Genomic DNA, 20,220 nt, shown 5'->3' on the forward strand with positions numbered 1-20,220 from the left:
CTGCATCCTTTCGTTAGCAACTCCCTTTAATGCTTTTTATATATCAACGCACTTTATAGCAATTAACTAAAAAGGATTTTACGTAGCGCTTCGCAAAAATAATTGAGTGATGGTAAATCGAGCACTCTCCTCATTCGTTGATGTGGTAATATGCCGTCTATGTTGACCGAATCGGATAAAAACAATGACTCAGCTATTAGGTAAACAGATAGTTCTTGGTATTAGTGGTGGCATTGCCGCCTATAAAATCCCTGAGCTTACCCGCCGGCTACGAGACGAAGGCGCGATTGTTCGTGTCGTGATGACCCATGCAGCAAAAGCCTTTATTACCCCATTAACCTTACAAGCTGTCTCTGGGCATCCAGTATCTGATGATTTACTGGATCCTGCCGCAGAAGCTGCTATGGGTCACATTGAATTGGCAAAATGGGCTGATATTATTATTTTAGCGCCTGCAACGGCTGATTTAATTGCTAGACTAAGTACAGGAATGGCCAATGACTTGCTGACGACTGTTTGCCTTGCATCCGCCGCACCTATTGCAGTTGTGCCCGCGATGAACCAACAAATGTATCGCGCTGCAGCGACGCAAGATAATTTAATCAAATTGAAACAGCGTCAATATATGATATGGGGACCTGGTGAAGGTAGCCAAGCTTGTGGTGATGTCGGCCCTGGTCGTATGATTGACCCTCTCGAGGTTGTACGTCTAACACGTGAGTATTTTAACCCTCGATTAGATTTACAAGGCATTAAATTAATGATTACAGCGGGTCCAACGCGAGAAGATTTAGACCCTGTACGTTTTATTAGTAATCACAGTTCAGGAAAAATGGGATTTGCAATTGCCAAAGCAGCCAGTGTACGCGGTGCACAAGTCACACTCATAGCAGGCCCTGTAAACCTTGAAACCCCTAAAGGGGTAAACCGCATTAATGTCACTAGTGGCTTAGACATGTATGAAAAAGTACATCAATCCATTAATGAACAAGATATTTTTATTGGTTGTGCCGCAGTTGCAGATTATCGAGCTAAAATAGTTGCTGAAAATAAAATTAAAAAGCAAGGCGATGAATTCACGATAACGTTAGTCAAAAATCCTGACATTGTTGCGAGTGTAGGTAAACTTACGCAAAATCGACCTTATGTTGTTGGGTTTGCAGCTGAGACCCAAAATGTGGAAGAATACGCACGCCAAAAGCGCCAACAAAAACAACTAGATTTAATTTGTGCAAATGATGTTTCCCTTGCAGATAATGGGTTTAACAGTGATAACAATGCACTACACCTATTTGATGCCAATGGTGATGTCCGTTTGCCACATTGCAGTAAAATTGAATTAAGCCACTACTTACTTGACGAGATACTTCAACGTTATGAAAAAAATTGATCTGAAAATTCTTGATGCCCGCATCGGTAACGAATTTCCTCTGCCAACTTATGCAACTACTGGCTCAGCAGGCTTAGATTTGCGGGCATGCCTTGATGCACCAATTGAATTATCGCCGGGGCAAACAGAGTTAATTCCAACGGGGTTAGCTATCCATATCGCGGATGAACAACTCGCAGCCGTTATTTTACCTCGCTCAGGACTTGGTCATAAGCACGGTGTTGTATTAGGTAATCTCGTAGGGTTGATTGACTCAGACTACCAAGGCCAATTGATGGTGTCTGTATGGAACCGTAGTGACAAAACATTTACTGTTGAACCGGGCGAGCGCATGGCGCAAATGGTATTTGTTCCAGTCGTTCAAGCTGAATTTAATATTGTCGATGATTTTGATGCAACGCAGCGCGGTGAAGGTGGTTTTGGTCACTCAGGTCGCCAGTAACACGATTAATATTAAAATGAAATCTGCCCTAAATAATTTGAATTGCATGTAAACGGCGAGCAAAACTATCTTAGGGAGCACGTATCAGTATTTAACCTGGGTAGCTTAGTGATACCAGTAACCATACAGCTTAAAGTATAACGGGTATACACTTTTTAGACCTATTTTGCCCTGTAAATCTCTTTACTCTGGGCAAAATTTTGGATAGTTTGTTTTGCTGTTTTAGCAGGGGTCTTATTAGACATGGCAGAAAAAGCGATAACACAAAAACGTAATAGGCGGGATGAAATTTTACAGTCCCTCGCCTTAATGCTAGAAAGCAGCGATGGTAGCCAGCGAATCACGACTGCAAAACTTGCAGCAACAGTTGGTGTATCCGAAGCCGCGCTCTATCGCCATTTTCCAAGTAAAATGAAAATGTTTGATAGTCTCATTGGGTTTATTGAAGACTCTTTGGTTTCACGCATTAATTTAATTTTAACTGACGAAAAAGATACAATTGTCAGGATCAAATTGATTTTAGCGTTAGTTTTGGGTTTTTCAGAGAAAAATCCTGGCTTAACACGTATAATGACAGGTCATGCGCTCATGTTTGAGCAAGATAGACTCCAAGATCGCATTAACCAATTATTTGAACGTATTGAATCACAACTACGACAAGTACTAAAAGAGAAAAAAATACGTGATGGTCATGGATTTAACCACGATGAATCATTACTTGCCTCTCAATTACTTGCGTTCTGTGAGGGGATGCTTTCCCGTTTTGTTCGTTCTGAGTTTCGCTATCGACCAACCGTTGAGTTTGAAGCGCGCTGGCCTTTAATTCTAGCTCAGTTACAATAGCCAATTAGTTATACTACTCACCCCGCCCATTATTGGGCGAGGGCTTTTTTTTCATTAAATACCGTACTGTTCACGATACGCTTTCATTGCAGCCAAATGTTCTTCCATATCAGGTTGCTCTGTCAGGTAAACAATCAGATCGCTCATGGTAATGATAGAATAAACTTTGCACCCATAATCGCGCTCAACTTCCTGTACGGCAGAAATTTCCCCTTTACCTTTCTCTTGGCGATCAAGGCATAACAGTACGCCATTTAATGTCGCTTTTTGCTGCTTAATAATTTCCATCGATTCACGAATTGCTGTTCCTGCCGTGATAACGTCATCAACAACGACAACTCGACCTTGTAAAGGACTACCAACTAACATTCCACCTTCACCATGGTCTTTTGCTTCTTTACGATTAAAGCAATAAGGCATATCGATATCATGGTGTTCCGCTAATGCAACCGCCATCGTGGTGGCAATTGGAATACCTTTATAAGCAGGTCCAAAAATAACGTCGCATTCAATGGCACTATCTTGCAGTGCTTGCGCATAAAAACGACCGACAAGCGCCAGATCACGTCCCGTATTAAACAGCCCTGCATTAAAGAAATATGGGCTCTTACGACCTGATTTCAGCGTAAACTCACCAAATTTAAGTACCTGTTTTTTCATGGCAAGTTCAATAAAATCGCGCTGATAGGCTTTCATTGGTCATTCTCCTCATGGATGGTTAATAATATCTATTTTGTTATTACTATCTAATCGATTATTAGACATAAAAAAGGCGACTCATCAGCCGCCTTTTTTAATGATTAACTTATTTCAACGCTTCTCGCTGCGCGTCGAAAATAGTCTCTAGCCCTGTTTTTGCTAACGCAAGGAGTGCTAGCAATTCCTCATGGCTAAACGGTTCGCCTTCGGCTGTGCCTTGAACTTCAATCATACGTCCGTCATCCATCATGACAACATTCATGTCTGTTTCTGCTGCTGAATCTTCAACATATTCAAGGTCACATAAAGCGTCTTGACCAACAATTCCCACAGAAACAGCTGCAACCATGGATTTCAATGGGCTTTTTTTCAGTTTTCCCTGTGTAATCATGTTGTTCAGTGCGTCAACCAGTGCCACACATGCCCCTGAAATTGCGGCCGTACGTGTACCGCCATCGGCTTGAATAACATCACAGTCTAATGTAATGGTGTATTCACCCAGTTTTTTCAGATCAACTGCTGCACGTAAAGAACGGGCAATCAGTCGTTGAATTTCCATTGTACGACCCGTTTGTTTTCCACGTGCGGCTTCTCGTTGGTTACGAGAGTTCGTTGCGCGCGGTAACATGCCATATTCTGCGGTTACCCAACCTTGGCCTTGGCCTTTTAGAAAGCGAGGAACGCCTTCTTCAACGGTTGCGTTACATAACACCTTCGTATCGCCAAACTCAATAAGAACAGAGCCTTCCGCATGCTTTGTATAGTTGCGCGTAATTTTTATCGGGCGCATTTGGTCTGCTAATCTCTCTGCTGGGCGCATGGTGTTATCTCCATTATTAATTCGAATTGGGGCGTATTATACACAAAATCATTCAAGGTGCATGTAGGCGACAAGGGAAGATAATCGGATGAACATAGATAAACGCGATAATTCACCTTACAACGTGAAGTATTACGGGTATATACGTCCTCAAGGAGATAATGCCTATCCTGTCATCCTTCATAGCGCTATAATCTCTTTATCTTGATAATGATAGGAACGAATTATGATCCGTAGTATGACCGCTTTTGCCCGCCGTGATATCAAGGGTGAATGGGGGAGTGCGGCTTGGGAGCTGCGTTCCGTAAACCAACGTTACCTAGAAACGTATATCCGTTTACCTGAACAATTTAGAAGCCTTGAGCCGGTTATTCGTGAACGTATTCGCGCTCGCCTTACCCGTGGGAAAGTAGAATGTAACTTGCGTTTTGACTTAGATGGCGCTCATCGCAGCGAACTTATTCTTAATGAAGAACTCGCTCGCCAGTTAATTAGCGCAGCCAATTGGGTCAAAAATTACAGCCACGAAGGGGAAGTTAACCCTCTGGAAATTTTACGCTGGCCGGGGGTGATGTCCGCAGGTGAACAAGACTTAGACGTCATTAGCGAACAACTCCTTGCTGGGCTTGATGAAACTCTTGATGCCTTTATTCAAAGCCGTGAAGCTGAAGGCGCATCATTGCATGCATTGATCGAACAACGTCTTGATGGTGTTCTGGTCGAAGTTGCGAAAGTTCGTCAGCATATGCCTGAAATTTTGCAATGGCAGCGTGAGCGCTTACAAACTAAGTTGGAAGAAGCAGAAATCCAAGTTGATAGTAATCGACTGGAACAAGAACTTATTCTTCTCGCTCAACGGGTTGATGTCTCTGAAGAACTCGACCGATTAGAATCCCATGTTAAAGAAACACGCAATATTCTGAAGAAGAAAGAAGCCAACGGCCGTCGCCTTGACTTTATGATGCAAGAATTTAATCGTGAATCAAATACGTTAGCGTCTAAATCAATTAATAGCGAAGTGACTAAATCAGCCGTTGAATTAAAAGTATTGATTGAGCAAATGCGAGAGCAAATTCAGAACATCGAATAGTATTTCTCAGCATTTCAGAGCAAATCACTGAGCCAGCCGATACACTGTATTAGCTGGCTTTTTTTTAAACAAAAGCATAAAAAACAGCAAGAGCATACTGTTGGTAAAATTTTTTAGGATTCCGTAGCACAATATTTACTTTAGACTATAGAGATACATAGCCTTTAACATCCCACGATAAAAGGAATTATATATGGAGCACCCGCACCAACCTTTCGAAGAAATAAAAAAAATTGATGAATTTGGTATTGAATACTGGTCAGCTCGAGAGCTCTCTAAGCTCCTAGAATATTCGGAATACCGTCACTTTACCCCTGTGTTAGAAAGGGCTAAAGAGGCATGTTTACATAGTGGGCATAGCATTGATGACCATTTCGAGGATGTCCTCGATATGGTTAATATTGGGTCAGGTGCTCAACGAAAACTTAAGGATGTCATACTATCTCGCTATGCTTGTTACTTAGTTGTACAAAATGGCGACCCAAGTAAGCCTGTAATAGCGGCAGGGCAGACTTATTTTGCACTTCAGACAAGAAGACAAGAATTAGCTGATGATCAAACGTTTAAAAAATTACGTGAAGATGAAAAACGCCTATTTCTTCGTAACGAATTGAAAGAACATAACAAACAGTTGGTAGAAACGGCTCAACAGGCCGGGGTAGAAACAAGTATTGATTTTGCTATATTCCAAAATCATGGATACAAAGGCTTATACGGCGGTTTAGACCAAAAAGGCATCCACCAGCGTAAAGGTTTAAAAAAATCACAAAAATCTTAGACCATATGGGTTCGACAGAACTAGCCGCCAACTTATTTAGAGCCACACAAGCAGAAGAAAAACTAAAACGAGACAACGTACAAAGTAAAGCACACGCAAATCAAACTCATTTTGATGTTGGCAGGAAGGTAAGAGATACCATCCATGAACTTGGCGGAACAATGCCAGAAGATTTATCATCCCCAGACAAGAGCATTAAACAGTTAGAAACCGCCGAAAAGAAAAAACTCGGCAAATAGAGTTTAAATATCTTTAAAACAATTTAAAATAATTCTATCGATACCCGGTATTTTCGAGAATGTTATTTAAAAAGAGAAAACCTAGACTTTCTCTTTTTAATTGATATTAACGCTTACTTATTCCTAACCGAATTTCGCTTCTTTAAGTGCTGTACCACCTTTATCGTGGTGATAATGGAACGTGAACTGGAAAATAATCGCTAATATGACGGTATAAGAGGCGAAAACTAACCATATCATTTGCCAATCTTTGATACCGCCTACCGTGAAGTAATCGACAACTAAGCCACTGAGGATTGCACCGAAGTAAGCACCAACTCCGTTAACCATGGTCATAAACAGCCCTTGAGCACTTGCTCGCATTCTAGTATCAACTTCCCTTTCAATAAAAATTGAACCCGAAATATTGAAGAAATCAAATGCGCAGCCATACACAATCATCGACATAATTAAGAACATCAAGCCAATCGCAGAAGGGTCACCGAAGGCAAAGAAACCAAACCTTAGCGTCCATGCAAACATGCTCAGTAACATGACGGTTTTAATACCATAACGCTTCAAGAAGAAGGGGATCGCTAAAATAAAGCATACTTCCGCCATCTGTGAAACAGATAACAAAATAGAAGGGTATTGAACCACTAAGCTATCTTGATATAACGGATTTAAACCAAAGTCATGCAGGAATGGATTACCAAATGTATTGGTGATTTGTAATACAGCACCAAGTAACATCGCAAATAAGAAGAACACGGCCATGATTGGTTTTTTAAATAACACCAAAGCATCCAAACCAAATTTGCTCATCCACGTGGTTGAAATGGCTTTTTTATTAACGGCAATTTTTGGTAAGGTTAATGAATAAGCCGCCAACAGTAACGAACTCGCTGATGCAATATAAAGCTGCATACTGCTAAGCTCGAATTTCAGTAAGCTAATACTCCACATCGCCACAATAAAGCCAACCGTACCAAAGACACGAATAGGTGGGAAATTAGCGACAGAATCCAATTGATATTGGCTCAATGATGAATAACTAATGGTATTGGATAACGCTATGGTTGGCATAAAGGCCATCGCATTTATTAGCATTACCCAAAACATCATGGTCGAGTCCATCACAGTGGCAGCGTAAAATAAGGATGCGGCACCGATAATGTGGCAAATCGTATATAAGCGGTTAGCAGGGATATATTTATCTGCAATAATACCGATAAGCCCTGGCATTAAAATAGCGGCAATCCCTTTCGAGCTGTATACCATGCCAACTTCTGCACCGGAGAAACTCAACGTTTTCATCATGTACGAGCCGAGCGTGACTAACCAGCTTCCCCAGACAAAATATTGTAGAAAAAGCATCACTTTTAAGCGAGATTTAATATTCATACTAAGCTCCGTTTGGAGTTATCTTTATTTGTTTTTATCTTCAACTCAGCAACCGCGACACCGATTAAAATCACGGCAACGCCAACAAACTGAATGAATTCGAGGGGTAAGTGTAATACGGTAACGGAAAGTAATATGGTTACCGGTAGTTGCATCGAGCTCACTATTGTCGCCAGACTGGTTCCGATAAGGGGTGTGCCTTTTGCGAACATCCACATACCAAAAAAAGAACCAAAGAATGCTAATAGCAACCCATAGGATAAAAAGAGCTGTTGAAACGTTGAGAAATCGAGTAAAAATGTCGGTGGCACCACGATAGAAGTTAGAATTGCACCTCCAGTGACCATAATCGCCGAACGCATCATTGGATCTGTTTTTATGGCTAAAGCCCCGCTCACATAAACGCGAATGGCATTTGATAACGCTGCAAAAAGCCCTAAGACCACACCTAACCAATGAAAGGCAATACTGCCATTGTTCAAGATTCCAGTCGCCAATACCGTGCCAATTAAAATAACTACCACTGAGACTATCGTCATGACGGGTGGAACACGACGAGTGACCGCAGCATTGATGGCGACACCCATCCAAGTAAATTGCAAAAATAAAACCACGCCTAATGCAGGAGAAAGATACTGTAATGAGGCATAATACAATAACCCTGTTAAGCCTGTTGTCGTTCCCGTAATTAACATCAATAACGCTTGCTTACGAGACGGCCAGACTAAACGTGTTTTTCGGAATATTGCGCCGATAACAACAAACAACCACAACAAAAAAGCACCTAATACGGTTTGGCTGCCAATAACATCGTTTAAAGAAAAACCCGCTCGATACGCTAAAACGACTAACGTTGAAAGAATGCCATAGCTGCAAGCCCCTAAAGAAACTAAAATCAGACCTTTAAATTTCATTTCAATATTCACTCACCGTATTCCTATGACATTCTTTATATTATTTTGAGAAAAAGCTAGAAGCGTTCGATAACGCCAGTCACTAATTTCAAGAAGGTTGCTTTCACTCTTTCGGCCGTTTCAATGACTTCATCATGGCTCAATGGTTGCTCTAAAATGCCGCAAGCCATATTGGTCAAACAGGAGATACCCACGGTTTTGATTTGCGAATGATGTGCCACTAATGCTTCAGGAACAGTAGACATACCCACGGCATCGGCACCTAATGTTCTGATCATACGAATTTCGGCAGGTGTTTCATAAGTCGGGCCCGTCCACCATGCATATACACCTTCACGTACAGCAACACCCTGCTCTGATGCAACATCCTTGATTATTTGACGTAATTCCTTGTTATAAACTTCACTCACATCAAGGAAACGCACACCTAACTCTGGGTTATTTGGTCCCATTAATGGGTTATTTGCTGTCAGATTGATGTGATCATTAATAATCATCAAATCACCTGGGTTAAAGTCAGTATTCACCGCACCACAAGCATTAGTAATAATCAGTTTTTCAACACCTAACGCTTTCATTAAGCGCACAGGGAAAGTCACCTGATCCAGTGAGAAACCTTCGTAATAGTGGAAGCGACCTTTCATCGCCACAACGCTTTTACCTGCAATAGTGCCGATAACCAACTCATTGGCATGACCAACCGCTTCCGATTTAGCAAAGTGAGGAATTTCGCTATAAGGAATACGAACCGCGTTTTCTAATGTATCCGCGAAAGGGCCTAAACCAGAACCCAAAATGATACCCACCGTAGGCTTAACATCAGTGCGTGATTGAATAAAGTTTAAGGTCTCTAAAATATCTTTGGTGTTGTGCATGGCTATCTCCGAAAACATCAAATAAGGATTATTAATAGCCATCATAAAGTAATTTTAAAATCGAACCGCGATCTTAATCTCATTTTAAGAAAAAGTTTCTCGGTATGATGTGTGAATCATGGTGCATTACGCAATGCGTAAATCTGCTAATCTTTGCGGCAGTTGAAGAAACGAAAAGGAGGAGGTTGCTTGTTACATCTATTATTAAATGAATTTCGCACCTCGAAAAATTCAAAAATCCAAAAACTCAAAATGCTATATCGCCTCATTCTCAACCATGGGCCGATAAGGGCAGAGGTGTTAGCATCGCTTGCCAGTATGAAACCGGCAACTTGTGCGCGACTACTTGACGAACTTAGCAAGTGCCAGCTCATTTCAACATCCGAATTAGGTGAATCTACAGGAGGGAGAAAACCAATTCTGTATAGCATCAACCCTGCTGATGGTTATCTTGTTGGAATAGAAATGAGTGATATTTACTCCACTATCGTTCTGCAAAACCTCAAGCTGGAGATTTTAGGGAGGGTAAAAGTTAAATATGAGCATCAAGAAACGGCTGAGAACATGCTCGACCACCTATTAACCAAAGTCGATGAGCTACTCGCCGAACACCAGCTTACAACCGAAAAAATATTGGGGATAGGCATTGCAATCGACCATATTCTTGAGCGTGATAAACTGCCCTATCACCACTACAACGAAAGAATCAAAACCTTATACGCCTATATTACTCGTCAAGTACCTTGTTTCGTATTACTTGGTAGTGGGATCAGTTTTGCGGCTTTTGCTGAATATCGCTTACGCTATACCTCTGATAGCCAACGCTTTTTATTCACCACTTGTGATACTGACATTCGCAGCTCGACCATCATCAATAACCAATTTGCCCCCGCGCCAATTAGTACGGCGCAAGCATTTGGCCACACCACCATTGATATTAATGGGCAACGCTGTGAGTGCGGGTCATTTGGCTGCCTAAAACAATACAGCTCACTTTCCGCAATAAAATCTCGTGTTATTCAGCAATTACGCTTGGGGAAACCCTCAATTATCAATCAATTAGTCAGTTCAGAATCCGAGATAAACTACCATACAATTTTCCAAGCACTCACGCAAAATGATGCTTTATGTTTAGAAGCCCTTGAAGAAGCTGCCTATTACTATGGCATTGCAATTGCCAACGCGATACTGACGACGCAAGCCGATGTCGTTGTGTGTGGCGGAACATTAACGCCTAAAAATCAATTTTTCGCGATGACCAAAAAATCGATAGAAAATAAATTAGCCGCCTTTCCACATATCAAAACACGTATTTACGCTGCTAATGATTCTTATGAAATTGTTGCACAAGGGGCGGGGGGAATGGTGATGGAAAACTATCTTTCAGATTAGTCAATTTAGCGGTTAACTCACTCAATAAATTGCGTAGAATATTAATTGTTATTTAAGCAACTTATCATCAATGAGGAGCCTCATGTCTGAATTTGAAACGATCAACCCCGCGACGATAAAGCAAGCCTTACAACAGCTGCAATCACACTCGCCTCTCATACATTGCATGACCAATGATGTCGTTCAATCATTTACCGCGAATGTGTTACTCGCACTCGGCTGCTCTCCTGCAATGGTGATTGAGCCAGAAGAAGCCGAGCAATTTGCCGCTATTGCGAGTGGTTTACTGATTAATGTAGGTACACTCACCACAGATAGACGGCATGCCATGCGCCTCGCTGTGAAAAGCGCCAATAATGCAGGAAAACCATGGGTACTCGACCCTGTCGCGGCAGGCGGGTTAATTTTTCGCACACAATTTTGTCATGAGCTCCTCACACTGAAACCAACTGCGATCCGCGGTAATGCATCTGAAATTATGGCATTAGCTGGCATTAATCAAGGCGGTAGAGGTGTTGATTCGACTAATACTAGCTATGACGCATTATCTGCGGCGCAATCACTTGCGCAATCCGCAAATACGATTGTCGCGATTAGTGGTGAAGTCGATTATGTTACCGATGGTATCCGCACAGTCGCTGTCACCGGAGGACACCCTCTTATGACCCGCGTAGTGGGCACCGGTTGTGCGCTTTCGGCTGTCGTTGCGGCTTATTGCACATTATCAGGGGATTTATTGCTTAATGTCGCCAGTGCTTGCGCAAGTATGAAACAAGCTGGAAAAACAGCAACACAGAAGAGTAAAGGTACTGGAAGCTTTATTCCCGAATTTTTAGATGCACTATACCTTTCAAATCAATAGTTCACTGATGCTGAAATGAAAGCCTGACAAACCGCTAACTATAATCGGGTTTTCTTCCCTCTTATTTTTCGTGACCAATGCCGAAAATTATCTCTCAACATCACAAAGCGGTAGCTAAAACTCTTGTTATTCGGTTCAATACCATAGAAACGTTTAAGTGCAATCAAATCATTGGCTTTACAGATAGTTAAGTTTCCATAATCCGATAAATCAATAACTTTCACCCCTTCATCAGTTAAAACAAAATTGCCAACATGAATATCATTCGAAGATAATCCATACTCATGCAATTGATTAACAACGGATTTTATCTCAGCATAATAAGGTGTGATATCTTCAATTTCAGATAAAACGGTTCCCTCGACATATTCAGCGATAACCCACGTTTCCACTGATTCACCCCACTTCATTTTTTCGGCAACAAAATAAATGTCGTTGGTAATGGTACAACCTTGATTCTGAGCTTGAGTTAACCGAGATAATAAGCGTGAAAAATAAGGGCCAGAAATCATGCGCATGATGCGCTTTTCAAAACGCTTATCTCGCTCCTTTTCACATTTAATAATAAAATTCCGGCCATCAATATTAATGCGTGCGACGCTACGTTCAATATTGCCACTACCGAGATCTTTGCCAACGATATTGCCATGAATATAATCATCAATGACTTGCCAATAATCAATACTGCTCTCTTTTTGGTAGAGGTTAAATCCATTTTTTTGTGTTGTTATTATTTTTTGCATAACATCTAAGCCAATTATTTAAAGGTTAGATGAATGCTAACAAATGGATTTATCTATTTCTTAGCGATTATTGCACAATATGAGTGGAGAGGATAAAAGAAGACCAAGCCTACCCCTAAAAGGTAAGCTTGATATAGAAATAACAATAAAAAATCAATCAGCTAAATTATTTACCAACCAGCATCAACATGATTAATTTATGATAGTTAAATAATTAATCACTACCAAACAGATCGCGGGTATACACTTTCTCCGCGACATCCTCCAGCTCTGGCACCATACGGTTCGCTAAAATAATGTCACTTTCGGCTTTGAAAGTATCTAAATCACGGATCACTTTCGAACGGAAAAATTCGTCTTCCGTTAAAACTGGCTCATAAACCACCACTTCGATCCCTTTCGCTTTGATGCGTTTCATTATGCCTTGTACCGCAGAGGCACGGAAATTATCTGAACCTGTTTTCATCACTAGGCGATAAACGCCCACTTTACGGGGGGCTTTGGCAATAATGGCATCGGAAATAAAGTCTTTACGGGTACGATTTGATTCAACGATAGCGTTAATCAGGTTGTTGGGTACATCATCGTAGTTTGCCAGTAACTGTTTGGTGTCTTTCGGTAAACAATACCCCCCGTAACCGAATGACGGGTTATTATAATGACCGCCAATACGTGGGTCTAATGACACCCCTTCGATAATCTGACGGGCATTCAATCCGCGACTTTCTGCGTAGGTATCTAGCTCATTAAAGTAAGCCACACGCATCGCTAAATAGGTGTTAGCAAATAATTTAACCGCTTCGGCTTCAGTGCCATCGGTGAATAACACCGGAACATCTTTTTTGATCGCCCCTTCAAGCAGTAAATCAGCAAAAATTTGTGCACGTTCAGAACGCTCACCCACCACGATACGGGATGGATAGAGGTTATCCCACAGCGCACGGCCTTCACGTAGAAACTCCGGCGAAAAAATCACATTGGTATAACCAAATTCTTCACGCAGACGTTCAGTAAAGCCGACCGGAATAGTAGATTTAACGATAATGGTCGCATCGGGGTTAATTTTATTCACATCATGAATAACCGACTCGACCGAATTGGTATTAAAATAATTCGTTTTTGGGTCATAGTCCGTCGGCGTTGCCACAATCACATATTGTGCACCGGTGTAAGCGTCAATTTTGTCTTCGGTTGCGCGAAAATTGAGTGTTTTTTCCCGTAAGAACTGTTCAATTTCAGTATCAACAATCGGTGATTGCTTATTATTGAGCATCGCCACTTTTTCAGGAATGATATCGACAGCCACAACTTGATGATTTTGTGACAGTAACATGGCATTCGATAAACCAACGTAGCCTGTGCCTGCAATTGCTATTTTCAAACTTGCCTCTCAAATCTTTCTACGGATATAACGGATGTCGAATATGATTGATGGTTTATTATTGATGATAATAAGACCGATACCATTCAACAAATGCCGCCACACCTTGTTCAATAGACACCTGAGGGCGATATCCTGTGACTTTAAACAGGTCTTCAGTGTCTGCCCATGTCGTGTAAACATCCCCAGCTTGCATCGGTAAAAAGTTTTTAATCGCTTCTTTGCCCAGCGCTTTTTCCAATGCCGAAATAAACTCAATCAATTTCACGGGCTGACCATTACCAATATTATATATCCGGTATGGTGCACTGCTTTGTGCGGGTGAAATAGACGGATTTTGTGGGTCTGCTTGTGGAATTATATCCGAAATACGAATAACACCTTCGACAATATCATCAATGAAAGTGAAATCACGACTGAGATCGCCGTTATTATAAACATCGATAGATTCACCCGCTAAAATTGCTTTAGTGAATTTAAACAGCGCCATATCAGGGCGGCCCCATGGGCCATAAACGGTAAAAAAGCGTAGACCTGTTGTTGGCAATTGATAAAGATGTGAATACGAATGTGCCATCAATTCATTAGCTTTTTTAGTTGCTGCGTACAATGAAATCGGATGATCGGTTGGCATGTCAGTGGTAAACGGTGTTTTATCCGTAATGCCATACACTGAGCTTGAAGAGGCGTAGACTAAATGCTTCACTTTCGCCTGACGACAACCTTCTAGAATAGCAAGATGCCCATTAAGATTGCTGTCTGCATAAGCAAATGGATTTTGCAATGAATAGCGAACACCTGCCTGTGCAGCAAGATGGATGACACGATCGAAATCTTCTTGTGTACATAATACCAGCACTTTTTCCCTATCAGTAATATCGAGGGGAATAAATCGGAACTGGGAATATTGCTCAAGAATATGTAAACGAGACTGTTTAAGCCCCTGATCGTAATAAGCATTCATGTTGTCTATTCCAACAACTTCATGCCCACTTTCTAATAAACGCTGGCACAGCCTAAATCCAATAAAACCCGCACTTCCAGTGACCAAGTATTTCATGTTATTTATCTTCTAGCGTTAGTCGGTTTTCAAGACTCAATAGAGTCTTCATTTATGTCATTAAAATCAGTTGACCTGAGTATATGACAAATAAATTTATCAATGGTTTTATTATCAAGGAAATAAACAGAATAAACTATCAGTAATCTCTTTGATTACTGTATTAACCTGACAGCAAGCATTGCCAGTGAAAACTTAAAATAAGCGGGTTAAATTAAGGTTTCAAATGTTTTTTTTGCTGCACGAAAATAACCGTCAAATACATTTTAAGTTAAAATAGCAGGCATGATGACCCGCTATTTATTGAAATTTATTCGGCTACCACGTTATCCGCTGCTTGCAGAGTTTGATAAATATAGTGGCGATAGCTATCTAACAGTTTTTTATCTTCGCAATCATTCAACTTACCGTCACACAGATGGCGCATCTTAATGTTAGCTTCATAAAATGGCGATATCTTCAGGTTTGCACGCTCAAGTAATATCCCTCCTAAGAAAGAAATATCCGTCAGCTCGCCTGTTTTAATTGCTGTGCCTGATTTCAAATTATCTCTCAGTGTAAATTGGGTAATATAAGCAGGTGATGGGAACGTCGAATTATATTTATTTAAGCTAATACCGGGTTGATGGTCACCAAAGTACAAAAACATAAGAGGCCGGTCGCGCTTTTCAATAAAATTAGCAAAATCCTTCATCGCATCATCAGATGCCACTATTTTTTCCATATAATGGCTGAACTCACCCGCCGAATCTTGATTACTCAGTTTGTCTTTTATACCAAAATCATCACGATGGCTTTCTTTATAAGGGCCGTGTTCATACATAGTTAACGAAAAAATAAATACGGGTTTATCAGTCTCTTTAGCTAATATTTCCTTGGCATATTTCAGCATATCTTCTGTGCTGATGGACCATAAATTATCCTGTAGCTTTCCGGGATAGCCTAACTCTTGTGGCTGAATAATTCTATCTACACCTAATGTTTCATAGGCATGCCCAGAATGATAAGCACCACGATTAAAAGGTGTTAATACAACGGTATAATAGCCATTCGCTTTCATTTCTTTAAATAAGCTATTGTTTAGGTTATCCACAATAAAATAGAAAACGCCGCTTTTTTGAGAACCGAAATCATCACTATCAAGCCCAGTTAATGCTGAAAATTCAGATAGCCACGTTCCTCCACCAAAAGTTTGTACTCGCATCTGGCTATGAGCAATAACACCCGCATCTTGTTGGAACATAAATAATTCAGGTAATTTAGTCCCTTCGGGTAAATCATAAATTTTGGGGTTAACGGTAGACTCTTGTAATAACAGGACAATATCGGGTTTTTCTGTCGCTCCGTTATTCGCTAACGTCACTTTAGCCGCTTCCTGAGTGAAATAATCAGAAGTGCTCGAAAATTTTGGTGATTGATACGTGGAATTTTGAGCCGACATAATTAAGTTGGTTACTGTACCGCGCCCTTTAGGTAGCGTTTGTGTCCATACTTCATAATAATGAGTACTTGCCCACCCGGTGCCAAAATAGCCGCCAATCACGAATAATAACCCGAGAATGCGAGGGACGAATGAGGTACACGGCCGTAGTAAACGCCAGCTAATAATGGCATTGATAATAAATAAAATAAGTAGCCCAATCACGGCAACACCCGCAAGCCAATAATGGCTAAGCGTACCCATATTGGAGGCATCCGTCATAATATTAATATCAGTGAAAAAGAGCTGTTCTTTGTAATAATGTACTTTCAGCTGGTTGAAAAATTTTATAATAATAAACAGCGTACTCGTTACAATCGCTGAAAATAACCAGCGCGAAGTGAGTGTCAATAATGCACCAAATAAAACGGCATAGACTCCAATCGAAATAAATGCAGGATAAATAACGCCGCTTTTTTCAAATACCAAGAAAAGCGAGCCAATAAAAATCAATGCCAGATAAAAGCCTGCAAATAACCGTTTCTTCATCAAATTTACCACGAGTTGAGTATTAACTAAGAAGACATACTATAGCGGATTGAAGCAATCAATTTATTCAACAAAAATGCCTTTGTCACGTAAATAATGGCCATCACCTTTACGTCTTGTGAACCCGCTTTTATCGAAAAATTCCAAGATTTGAATAGCGAGCTTACGACCAATACCGAGTTCATTGCGGAAATCTGCCGCTAAAATAAAGCCATTCTCAGAGCAATAATGCAGTATCAGCTCAGCAAATTTTTGTATCTGTTCATGGTTATAATATCTATCGCGAACAACCGCGGTAACCAGCCCCATTTGTGCAGCTTTTTTCAATACCTTACGTACGACGTCTTCATTATGACCTGTTTCGGAGGCAAGATCACGTACCCACCAGGCTTCTGTACGGAAAAGTAGCGGTTGTATCTGTTGCCAAATTTGCTGCTGCTGTACATCAAACACCAATCCGTGTTGAGGCATATGTAACCAACCACGGGTTTGCTTAATAGATTCATCGCTGATGAGATCATTAATGAATTTGAATACAAGCCCTTCGCTCATGGTAGGTAATGCCATGCGTTTTAAACGCGCTTTTCCTACCCCTATTTGGTCACTGTGAATTTCATTGAAATTTTCAAGCACTTGGATTAATTTTTCTTTTGCTAACTGTGCTTTAAACTCAGAGAGAACGTAGTCTCCCACACGCTCAACTTCGACTTGCGCTAATAATGTATTCAGATTCGATTGCGTTAATTGTCGAGACCAACCATAACTATAAAGATTCAATTCACCATTCGGTAATTGCAATTTAAATTGCGCTAACTCGTCATTTGTTGCACATAAGCGAGAGAGCCAATCTAAGAATTCAGATAGTCTTTTACCTCGACGAGGAGATACCAAGCGGATAACTCGCGCACCTCCTAATGTTTGGCGAGCGCTAATATCACGAATAATTAGCCGATCATTGTCCACTAACCAAAGTGGTGTATCTAAAATAAGCTCAGCGAGCACAGGGGTTTCCCCTGGTTCGACCAATAAAGAAACACGTCCGGTAATATGGCTTGCACCATGGTACAAATGTACCGGTTGCCAATGTTTAATCGGCAGATCAGACATCAATTCAACAATCACCCGTGTTGCCACAAAAGCCGGTTGCTCAGATAATAGCCAATCACCCCGTGTAATATCCTCTTTATCAATATCACCCGTAAGGTTGATTGCAACACGGTCTCCCGCTTGAGCAAAATTTGCGGCCTGATTTTGTCGATGAATACCTCTTACTCGAACCTGCTTTTCGGCACCGGTGACCCACAAAGTGTTACCCACTTCGATTTTTCCTGCGAGAGCGGTACCGGTTACCACAATGCCCGCCCCTTTAACCAAAAATACACGGTCAATAGCGAGACGAAAACGGTGCGCGAGATTTTTATGGGTATCACTTTGCTGATGAAGTTGCTGCAAATAAAGACGTAAAGACTCGATGCCTCTGCCATCACTGGCGGATGTTACAAATAGAGCCGCATCAGCCCAACCCTGATGATACAGCTCAGACTTAACTTGCTCGGTAACTTGCGCAATGCGCTCATCATCGACCCTATCAGCCTTAGTTAAAATCAGCGTGATATCTTGGCAACCCGCTAGCCTTAGTATGGCGAGATGTTCAAGGGTTTGAGCCATAATGCCATCATCACATGCTACAACTAACAACGCATGATTAATGCCGCCAACCCCCGCCAGCATATTCGCTAAAAATTTCTCGTGTCCTGGAACATCGATAAAACCAATGGCACTACCATCCGGTTGTGGCCAATAGGCATAACCAAGGTCGATGGTCATTCCACGCTTTTTTTCTTCGGGAAGGTGCGCAGTGTTCACACCTGAAATCGCTTGAATTAAGGATGTTTTACCATGGTCAACATGGCCTGCGGTTGCAAAAATCATGAAAGTAAAACCTGTAATAACGCATGTTCATCATCAAGACAACGTAAGTCGAGCCATAATTTGCCATCCTTCAAGCGACCAATCACCGGGTGAGGTAATTGCCGCCACTTCGCTGCCAAAGATTCTACAGAACTGCCTTTTCCATCTAACGGGGCAAAAGTAATCGCAAAACTCGGCAGCCTATCAATCGGTAATGAGCCACTACCGATTTGCGAAAGGCAAGGTTCAACTTCAACAATAAATTTGTCACCATAAAATGCCTGCAACGTGACTAATATACTGTCCGCACTATTTTTAATTGTTTCTGATGAACGTGTTAACCAGCGCAGTGTTGGTAGGTCAGTGATCAGTTTTTCTGGTGTTAGATAGAGTTTTAATGTGGCTTCAAGTGCCGCTAATGTCATTTTATCAACGCGTAAGGCACGCTTGAGTGGATGTTTTTGAATGGCATCAATCCATTTTTTCTTACCGAGAATGATCCCAGCCTGTGGGCCACCAAGCAATTTATCACCTGAGATTGAAACTAAATCAATACCTTGGGAAAGATAGGTATGCGGCATGGGTTCTGCGGGTAACCCATAAGCGGTCATATCAATCATCGAGCCGCTACCTAAATCAATGGCGGTGGGTAATTGATGCTTTTTACCCAGCTCGGCTAATTCAGCGCCTTCCACCTCAGCCGTAAACCCTTCAATACTATAATTACTGGTGTGTACCTTCATTAATAGCGCGGTATGCTCATTAATTGCGTTTTCATAATCACGTAAGTGAGTACGGTTGGTGGTTCCTACTTCAATAAGCTGGCAACCGGCTTGAGCCATTACATCCGGTACCCGGAAAGCCCCACCTATTTCAACCAATTCACCTCGAGAAACAATAACTTGCTGGCCTTGTGCCACAGTGGCAAGTAGCAGTAAAACAGCGGCTGCATTATTATTTACGATACAAGCATCCTCTGCACCGGTTAATTTGCAGAGTAAATCGGCAATAGCGCGGTCGCGATGCCCACGCATCGCACCATCGAGAGAATATTCTAATGTGACTGGCGAACTCATTACTTGGCTTACTGCATCAATCGCCGATTTTGACATCACCGCACGCCCCAGATTGGTATGCAGTACCGTACCCGTCAAATTAAAGACATTTTTTAATGCACTTTCGCCTAATGCGCTATGACGTACCGATAATTCTTTTAGCCAATTTTCATGCCATTCAGGTAGCTGCCCTTTTTGTGAGATACAAGCGCGGGCTTGCGCCTGCATTTCACGCAAACATTCAGTTACCCAATGAATTCCTGATTGTTCAACCAGAATTTGCACTTCGTCGAGCTGCAATAATTTATCAATAGCAGGGAGTTGACGATACAACGCAAAATTGGGTTCAGCCATAGTCACTATTCTCTCTCTAT

General features: G+C 41.4%; 17 protein-coding genes and 1 pseudogene. 7 read left to right on the forward strand and 11 right to left on the reverse strand.

The window, feature by feature from the left end; all coding sequences use genetic code 11:
* Window positions 1-184 precede the first annotated feature (184 nt).
* The 3 genes from coaBC (at window position 185) to slmA (ending at window position 2,675) form a co-directional block, all read left to right on the forward strand.
* A complete protein-coding gene (coaBC, locus tag M998_RS10355) occupies window positions 185-1,390 on the forward strand; it encodes a bifunctional phosphopantothenoylcysteine decarboxylase/phosphopantothenate--cysteine ligase CoaBC (RefSeq protein ID WP_068908722.1) in 1,206 nt (401 codons plus the stop codon).
* The gene (gene dut / locus M998_RS10360; protein ID WP_068438035.1) at window positions 1,377-1,832 is read left to right on the forward strand and encodes a dUTP diphosphatase; all 456 of its coding nucleotides are present in this window, start codon (window positions 1,377-1,379) and stop codon (window positions 1,830-1,832) included. Before coaBC ends, dut begins: the two co-directional genes overlap by 14 nt.
* A 243-nt stretch (window positions 1,833-2,075) precedes the next feature.
* A complete protein-coding gene (gene slmA, locus M998_RS10365) occupies window positions 2,076-2,675 on the forward strand; it encodes a nucleoid occlusion factor SlmA (protein ID WP_068438301.1) in 600 nt (199 codons plus the stop codon).
* A gap of 54 nt (window positions 2,676-2,729) precedes the next feature.
* On the opposite strand, the gene pyrE is transcribed toward slmA, so the two are convergent.
* Window positions 2,730-3,371 (reverse strand): orotate phosphoribosyltransferase, encoded by a 642-nt coding sequence (gene pyrE, locus M998_RS10370; RefSeq protein WP_068438031.1) that lies wholly within the window; start codon window positions 3,369-3,371, stop codon window positions 2,730-2,732.
* Window positions 3,372-3,480: 109 nt separating this feature from the next.
* Window positions 3,481-4,194 (reverse strand): ribonuclease PH, encoded by a 714-nt coding sequence (gene rph / locus M998_RS10375; protein ID WP_068438028.1) that lies wholly within the window; start codon window positions 4,192-4,194, stop codon window positions 3,481-3,483.
* 226 nt (window positions 4,195-4,420) lie between these two features.
* Between rph and M998_RS10380 the strand changes: the two genes are divergently transcribed.
* Window positions 4,421-5,284, forward strand: a complete 864-nt coding sequence (locus tag M998_RS10380) for a YicC/YloC family endoribonuclease (protein WP_068438025.1) — start codon at window positions 4,421-4,423, stop codon at window positions 5,282-5,284.
* A 193-nt stretch (window positions 5,285-5,477) separates the two neighbouring features.
* A pseudogene (gene dinD, locus M998_RS10385) lies at window positions 5,478-6,301 on the forward strand (DNA damage-inducible protein D).
* A 123-nt stretch (window positions 6,302-6,424) separates the two neighbouring features.
* Here dinD and M998_RS10390 read toward each other — a convergent pair.
* From M998_RS10390 to M998_RS10400, 3 genes are read right to left on the reverse strand one after another with little or no spacing between them, the layout of a single operon-like run.
* The gene (locus M998_RS10390; protein ID WP_068908723.1) at window positions 6,425-7,684 is read right to left on the reverse strand and encodes a nucleoside permease; all 1,260 of its coding nucleotides are present in this window, start codon (window positions 7,682-7,684) and stop codon (window positions 6,425-6,427) included.
* Window positions 7,681-8,610, reverse strand: a complete 930-nt coding sequence (locus M998_RS10395; RefSeq protein ID WP_232007522.1) for an EamA family transporter — start codon at window positions 8,608-8,610, stop codon at window positions 7,681-7,683. Before M998_RS10395 ends, M998_RS10390 begins: the two co-directional genes overlap by 4 nt.
* Before the next feature lie 44 nt (window positions 8,611-8,654).
* The gene (locus tag M998_RS10400; RefSeq protein WP_068438018.1) at window positions 8,655-9,473 is read right to left on the reverse strand and encodes a purine-nucleoside phosphorylase; all 819 of its coding nucleotides are present in this window, start codon (window positions 9,471-9,473) and stop codon (window positions 8,655-8,657) included.
* A 189-nt stretch (window positions 9,474-9,662) separates the two neighbouring features.
* Between M998_RS10400 and M998_RS10405 the strand changes: the two genes are divergently transcribed.
* Both M998_RS10405 and thiM read left to right on the forward strand, forming a co-directional pair.
* Window positions 9,663-10,865 (forward strand): ROK family protein, encoded by a 1,203-nt coding sequence (locus M998_RS10405; protein ID WP_068438015.1) that lies wholly within the window; start codon window positions 9,663-9,665, stop codon window positions 10,863-10,865.
* Between the two features lie 82 nt (window positions 10,866-10,947).
* The gene (gene thiM / locus M998_RS10410) at window positions 10,948-11,727 is read left to right on the forward strand and encodes a hydroxyethylthiazole kinase (RefSeq protein ID WP_068908725.1); all 780 of its coding nucleotides are present in this window, start codon (window positions 10,948-10,950) and stop codon (window positions 11,725-11,727) included.
* A 38-nt stretch (window positions 11,728-11,765) separates the two neighbouring features.
* Here the strand turns inward: thiM and M998_RS10415 are convergent, their stop codons facing one another.
* From M998_RS10415 to selA, 6 genes are all read right to left on the reverse strand, one after another.
* Window positions 11,766-12,470, reverse strand: coding sequence for a lipopolysaccharide core heptose(II) kinase RfaY (locus M998_RS10415; protein ID WP_068908727.1), 705 nt, complete (start codon window positions 12,468-12,470; stop codon window positions 11,766-11,768).
* A gap of 214 nt (window positions 12,471-12,684) precedes the next feature.
* Entirely contained in the window at window positions 12,685-13,851 is a 1,167-nt protein-coding gene (locus M998_RS10420; RefSeq protein WP_068908729.1) for a nucleotide sugar dehydrogenase, read from the reverse strand.
* 58 nt (window positions 13,852-13,909) lie between these two features.
* Window positions 13,910-14,911 carry an NAD-dependent epimerase gene (locus M998_RS10425; RefSeq protein WP_068438003.1) on the reverse strand — a complete coding sequence of 334 codons (1,002 nt, stop codon included), beginning with the start codon at window positions 14,909-14,911 and terminating at the stop codon, window positions 13,910-13,912.
* A 310-nt stretch (window positions 14,912-15,221) separates the two neighbouring features.
* Window positions 15,222-16,880, reverse strand: coding sequence for an LTA synthase family protein (locus tag M998_RS10430; RefSeq protein WP_068908731.1), 1,659 nt, complete (start codon window positions 16,878-16,880; stop codon window positions 15,222-15,224).
* 63 nt (window positions 16,881-16,943) lie between these two features.
* Window positions 16,944-18,812: a selenocysteine-specific translation elongation factor gene (gene selB, locus M998_RS10435; RefSeq protein WP_068908732.1), complete on the reverse strand. Its 1,869-nt coding sequence runs from the start codon at window positions 18,810-18,812 to the stop codon at window positions 16,944-16,946.
* Entirely contained in the window at window positions 18,809-20,200 is a 1,392-nt protein-coding gene (gene selA / locus M998_RS10440) for an L-seryl-tRNA(Sec) selenium transferase (protein WP_068437995.1), read from the reverse strand. Before selA ends, selB begins: the two co-directional genes overlap by 4 nt.
* Between the last annotated feature and the right edge of the window lie 20 nt (window positions 20,201-20,220).

The organism is Providencia heimbachae ATCC 35613 (assembly GCF_001655055.1).
GTDB classification, from domain to species: domain Bacteria; phylum Pseudomonadota; class Gammaproteobacteria; order Enterobacterales; family Enterobacteriaceae; genus Providencia; species Providencia heimbachae.

Coding starts and splice junctions, on each gene's coding strand:
- coaBC (WP_068908722.1), top strand. CDS start 185: ATGACTCAGCTATTAGGTAAACAGATAGTTCTTGGTATTAGTGGTGGC.
- dut (WP_068438035.1), top strand. CDS start 1,377: ATGAAAAAAATTGATCTGAAAATTCTTGATGCCCGCATCGGTAACGAA.
- slmA (WP_068438301.1), top strand. CDS start 2,076: ATGGCAGAAAAAGCGATAACACAAAAACGTAATAGGCGGGATGAAATT.
- pyrE (WP_068438031.1), bottom strand. CDS start 3,371: ATGAAAGCCTATCAGCGCGATTTTATTGAACTTGCCATGAAAAAACAG.
- rph (WP_068438028.1), bottom strand. CDS start 4,194: ATGCGCCCAGCAGAGAGATTAGCAGACCAAATGCGCCCGATAAAAATT.
- M998_RS10380 (WP_068438025.1), top strand. CDS start 4,421: ATGATCCGTAGTATGACCGCTTTTGCCCGCCGTGATATCAAGGGTGAA.
- M998_RS10390 (WP_068908723.1), bottom strand. CDS start 7,684: ATGAATATTAAATCTCGCTTAAAAGTGATGCTTTTTCTACAATATTTT.
- M998_RS10400 (WP_068438018.1), bottom strand. CDS start 9,473: ATGCACAACACCAAAGATATTTTAGAGACCTTAAACTTTATTCAATCA.
- thiM (WP_068908725.1), top strand. CDS start 10,948: ATGTCTGAATTTGAAACGATCAACCCCGCGACGATAAAGCAAGCCTTA.
- M998_RS10415 (WP_068908727.1), bottom strand. CDS start 12,470: ATGCAAAAAATAATAACAACACAAAAAAATGGATTTAACCTCTACCAA.
- M998_RS10425 (WP_068438003.1), bottom strand. CDS start 14,911: ATGAAATACTTGGTCACTGGAAGTGCGGGTTTTATTGGATTTAGGCTG.
- M998_RS10430 (WP_068908731.1), bottom strand. CDS start 16,880: ATGAAGAAACGGTTATTTGCAGGCTTTTATCTGGCATTGATTTTTATT.
- selB (WP_068908732.1), bottom strand. CDS start 18,812: ATGATTTTTGCAACCGCAGGCCATGTTGACCATGGTAAAACATCCTTA.
- selA (WP_068437995.1), bottom strand. CDS start 20,200: ATGGCTGAACCCAATTTTGCGTTGTATCGTCAACTCCCTGCTATTGAT.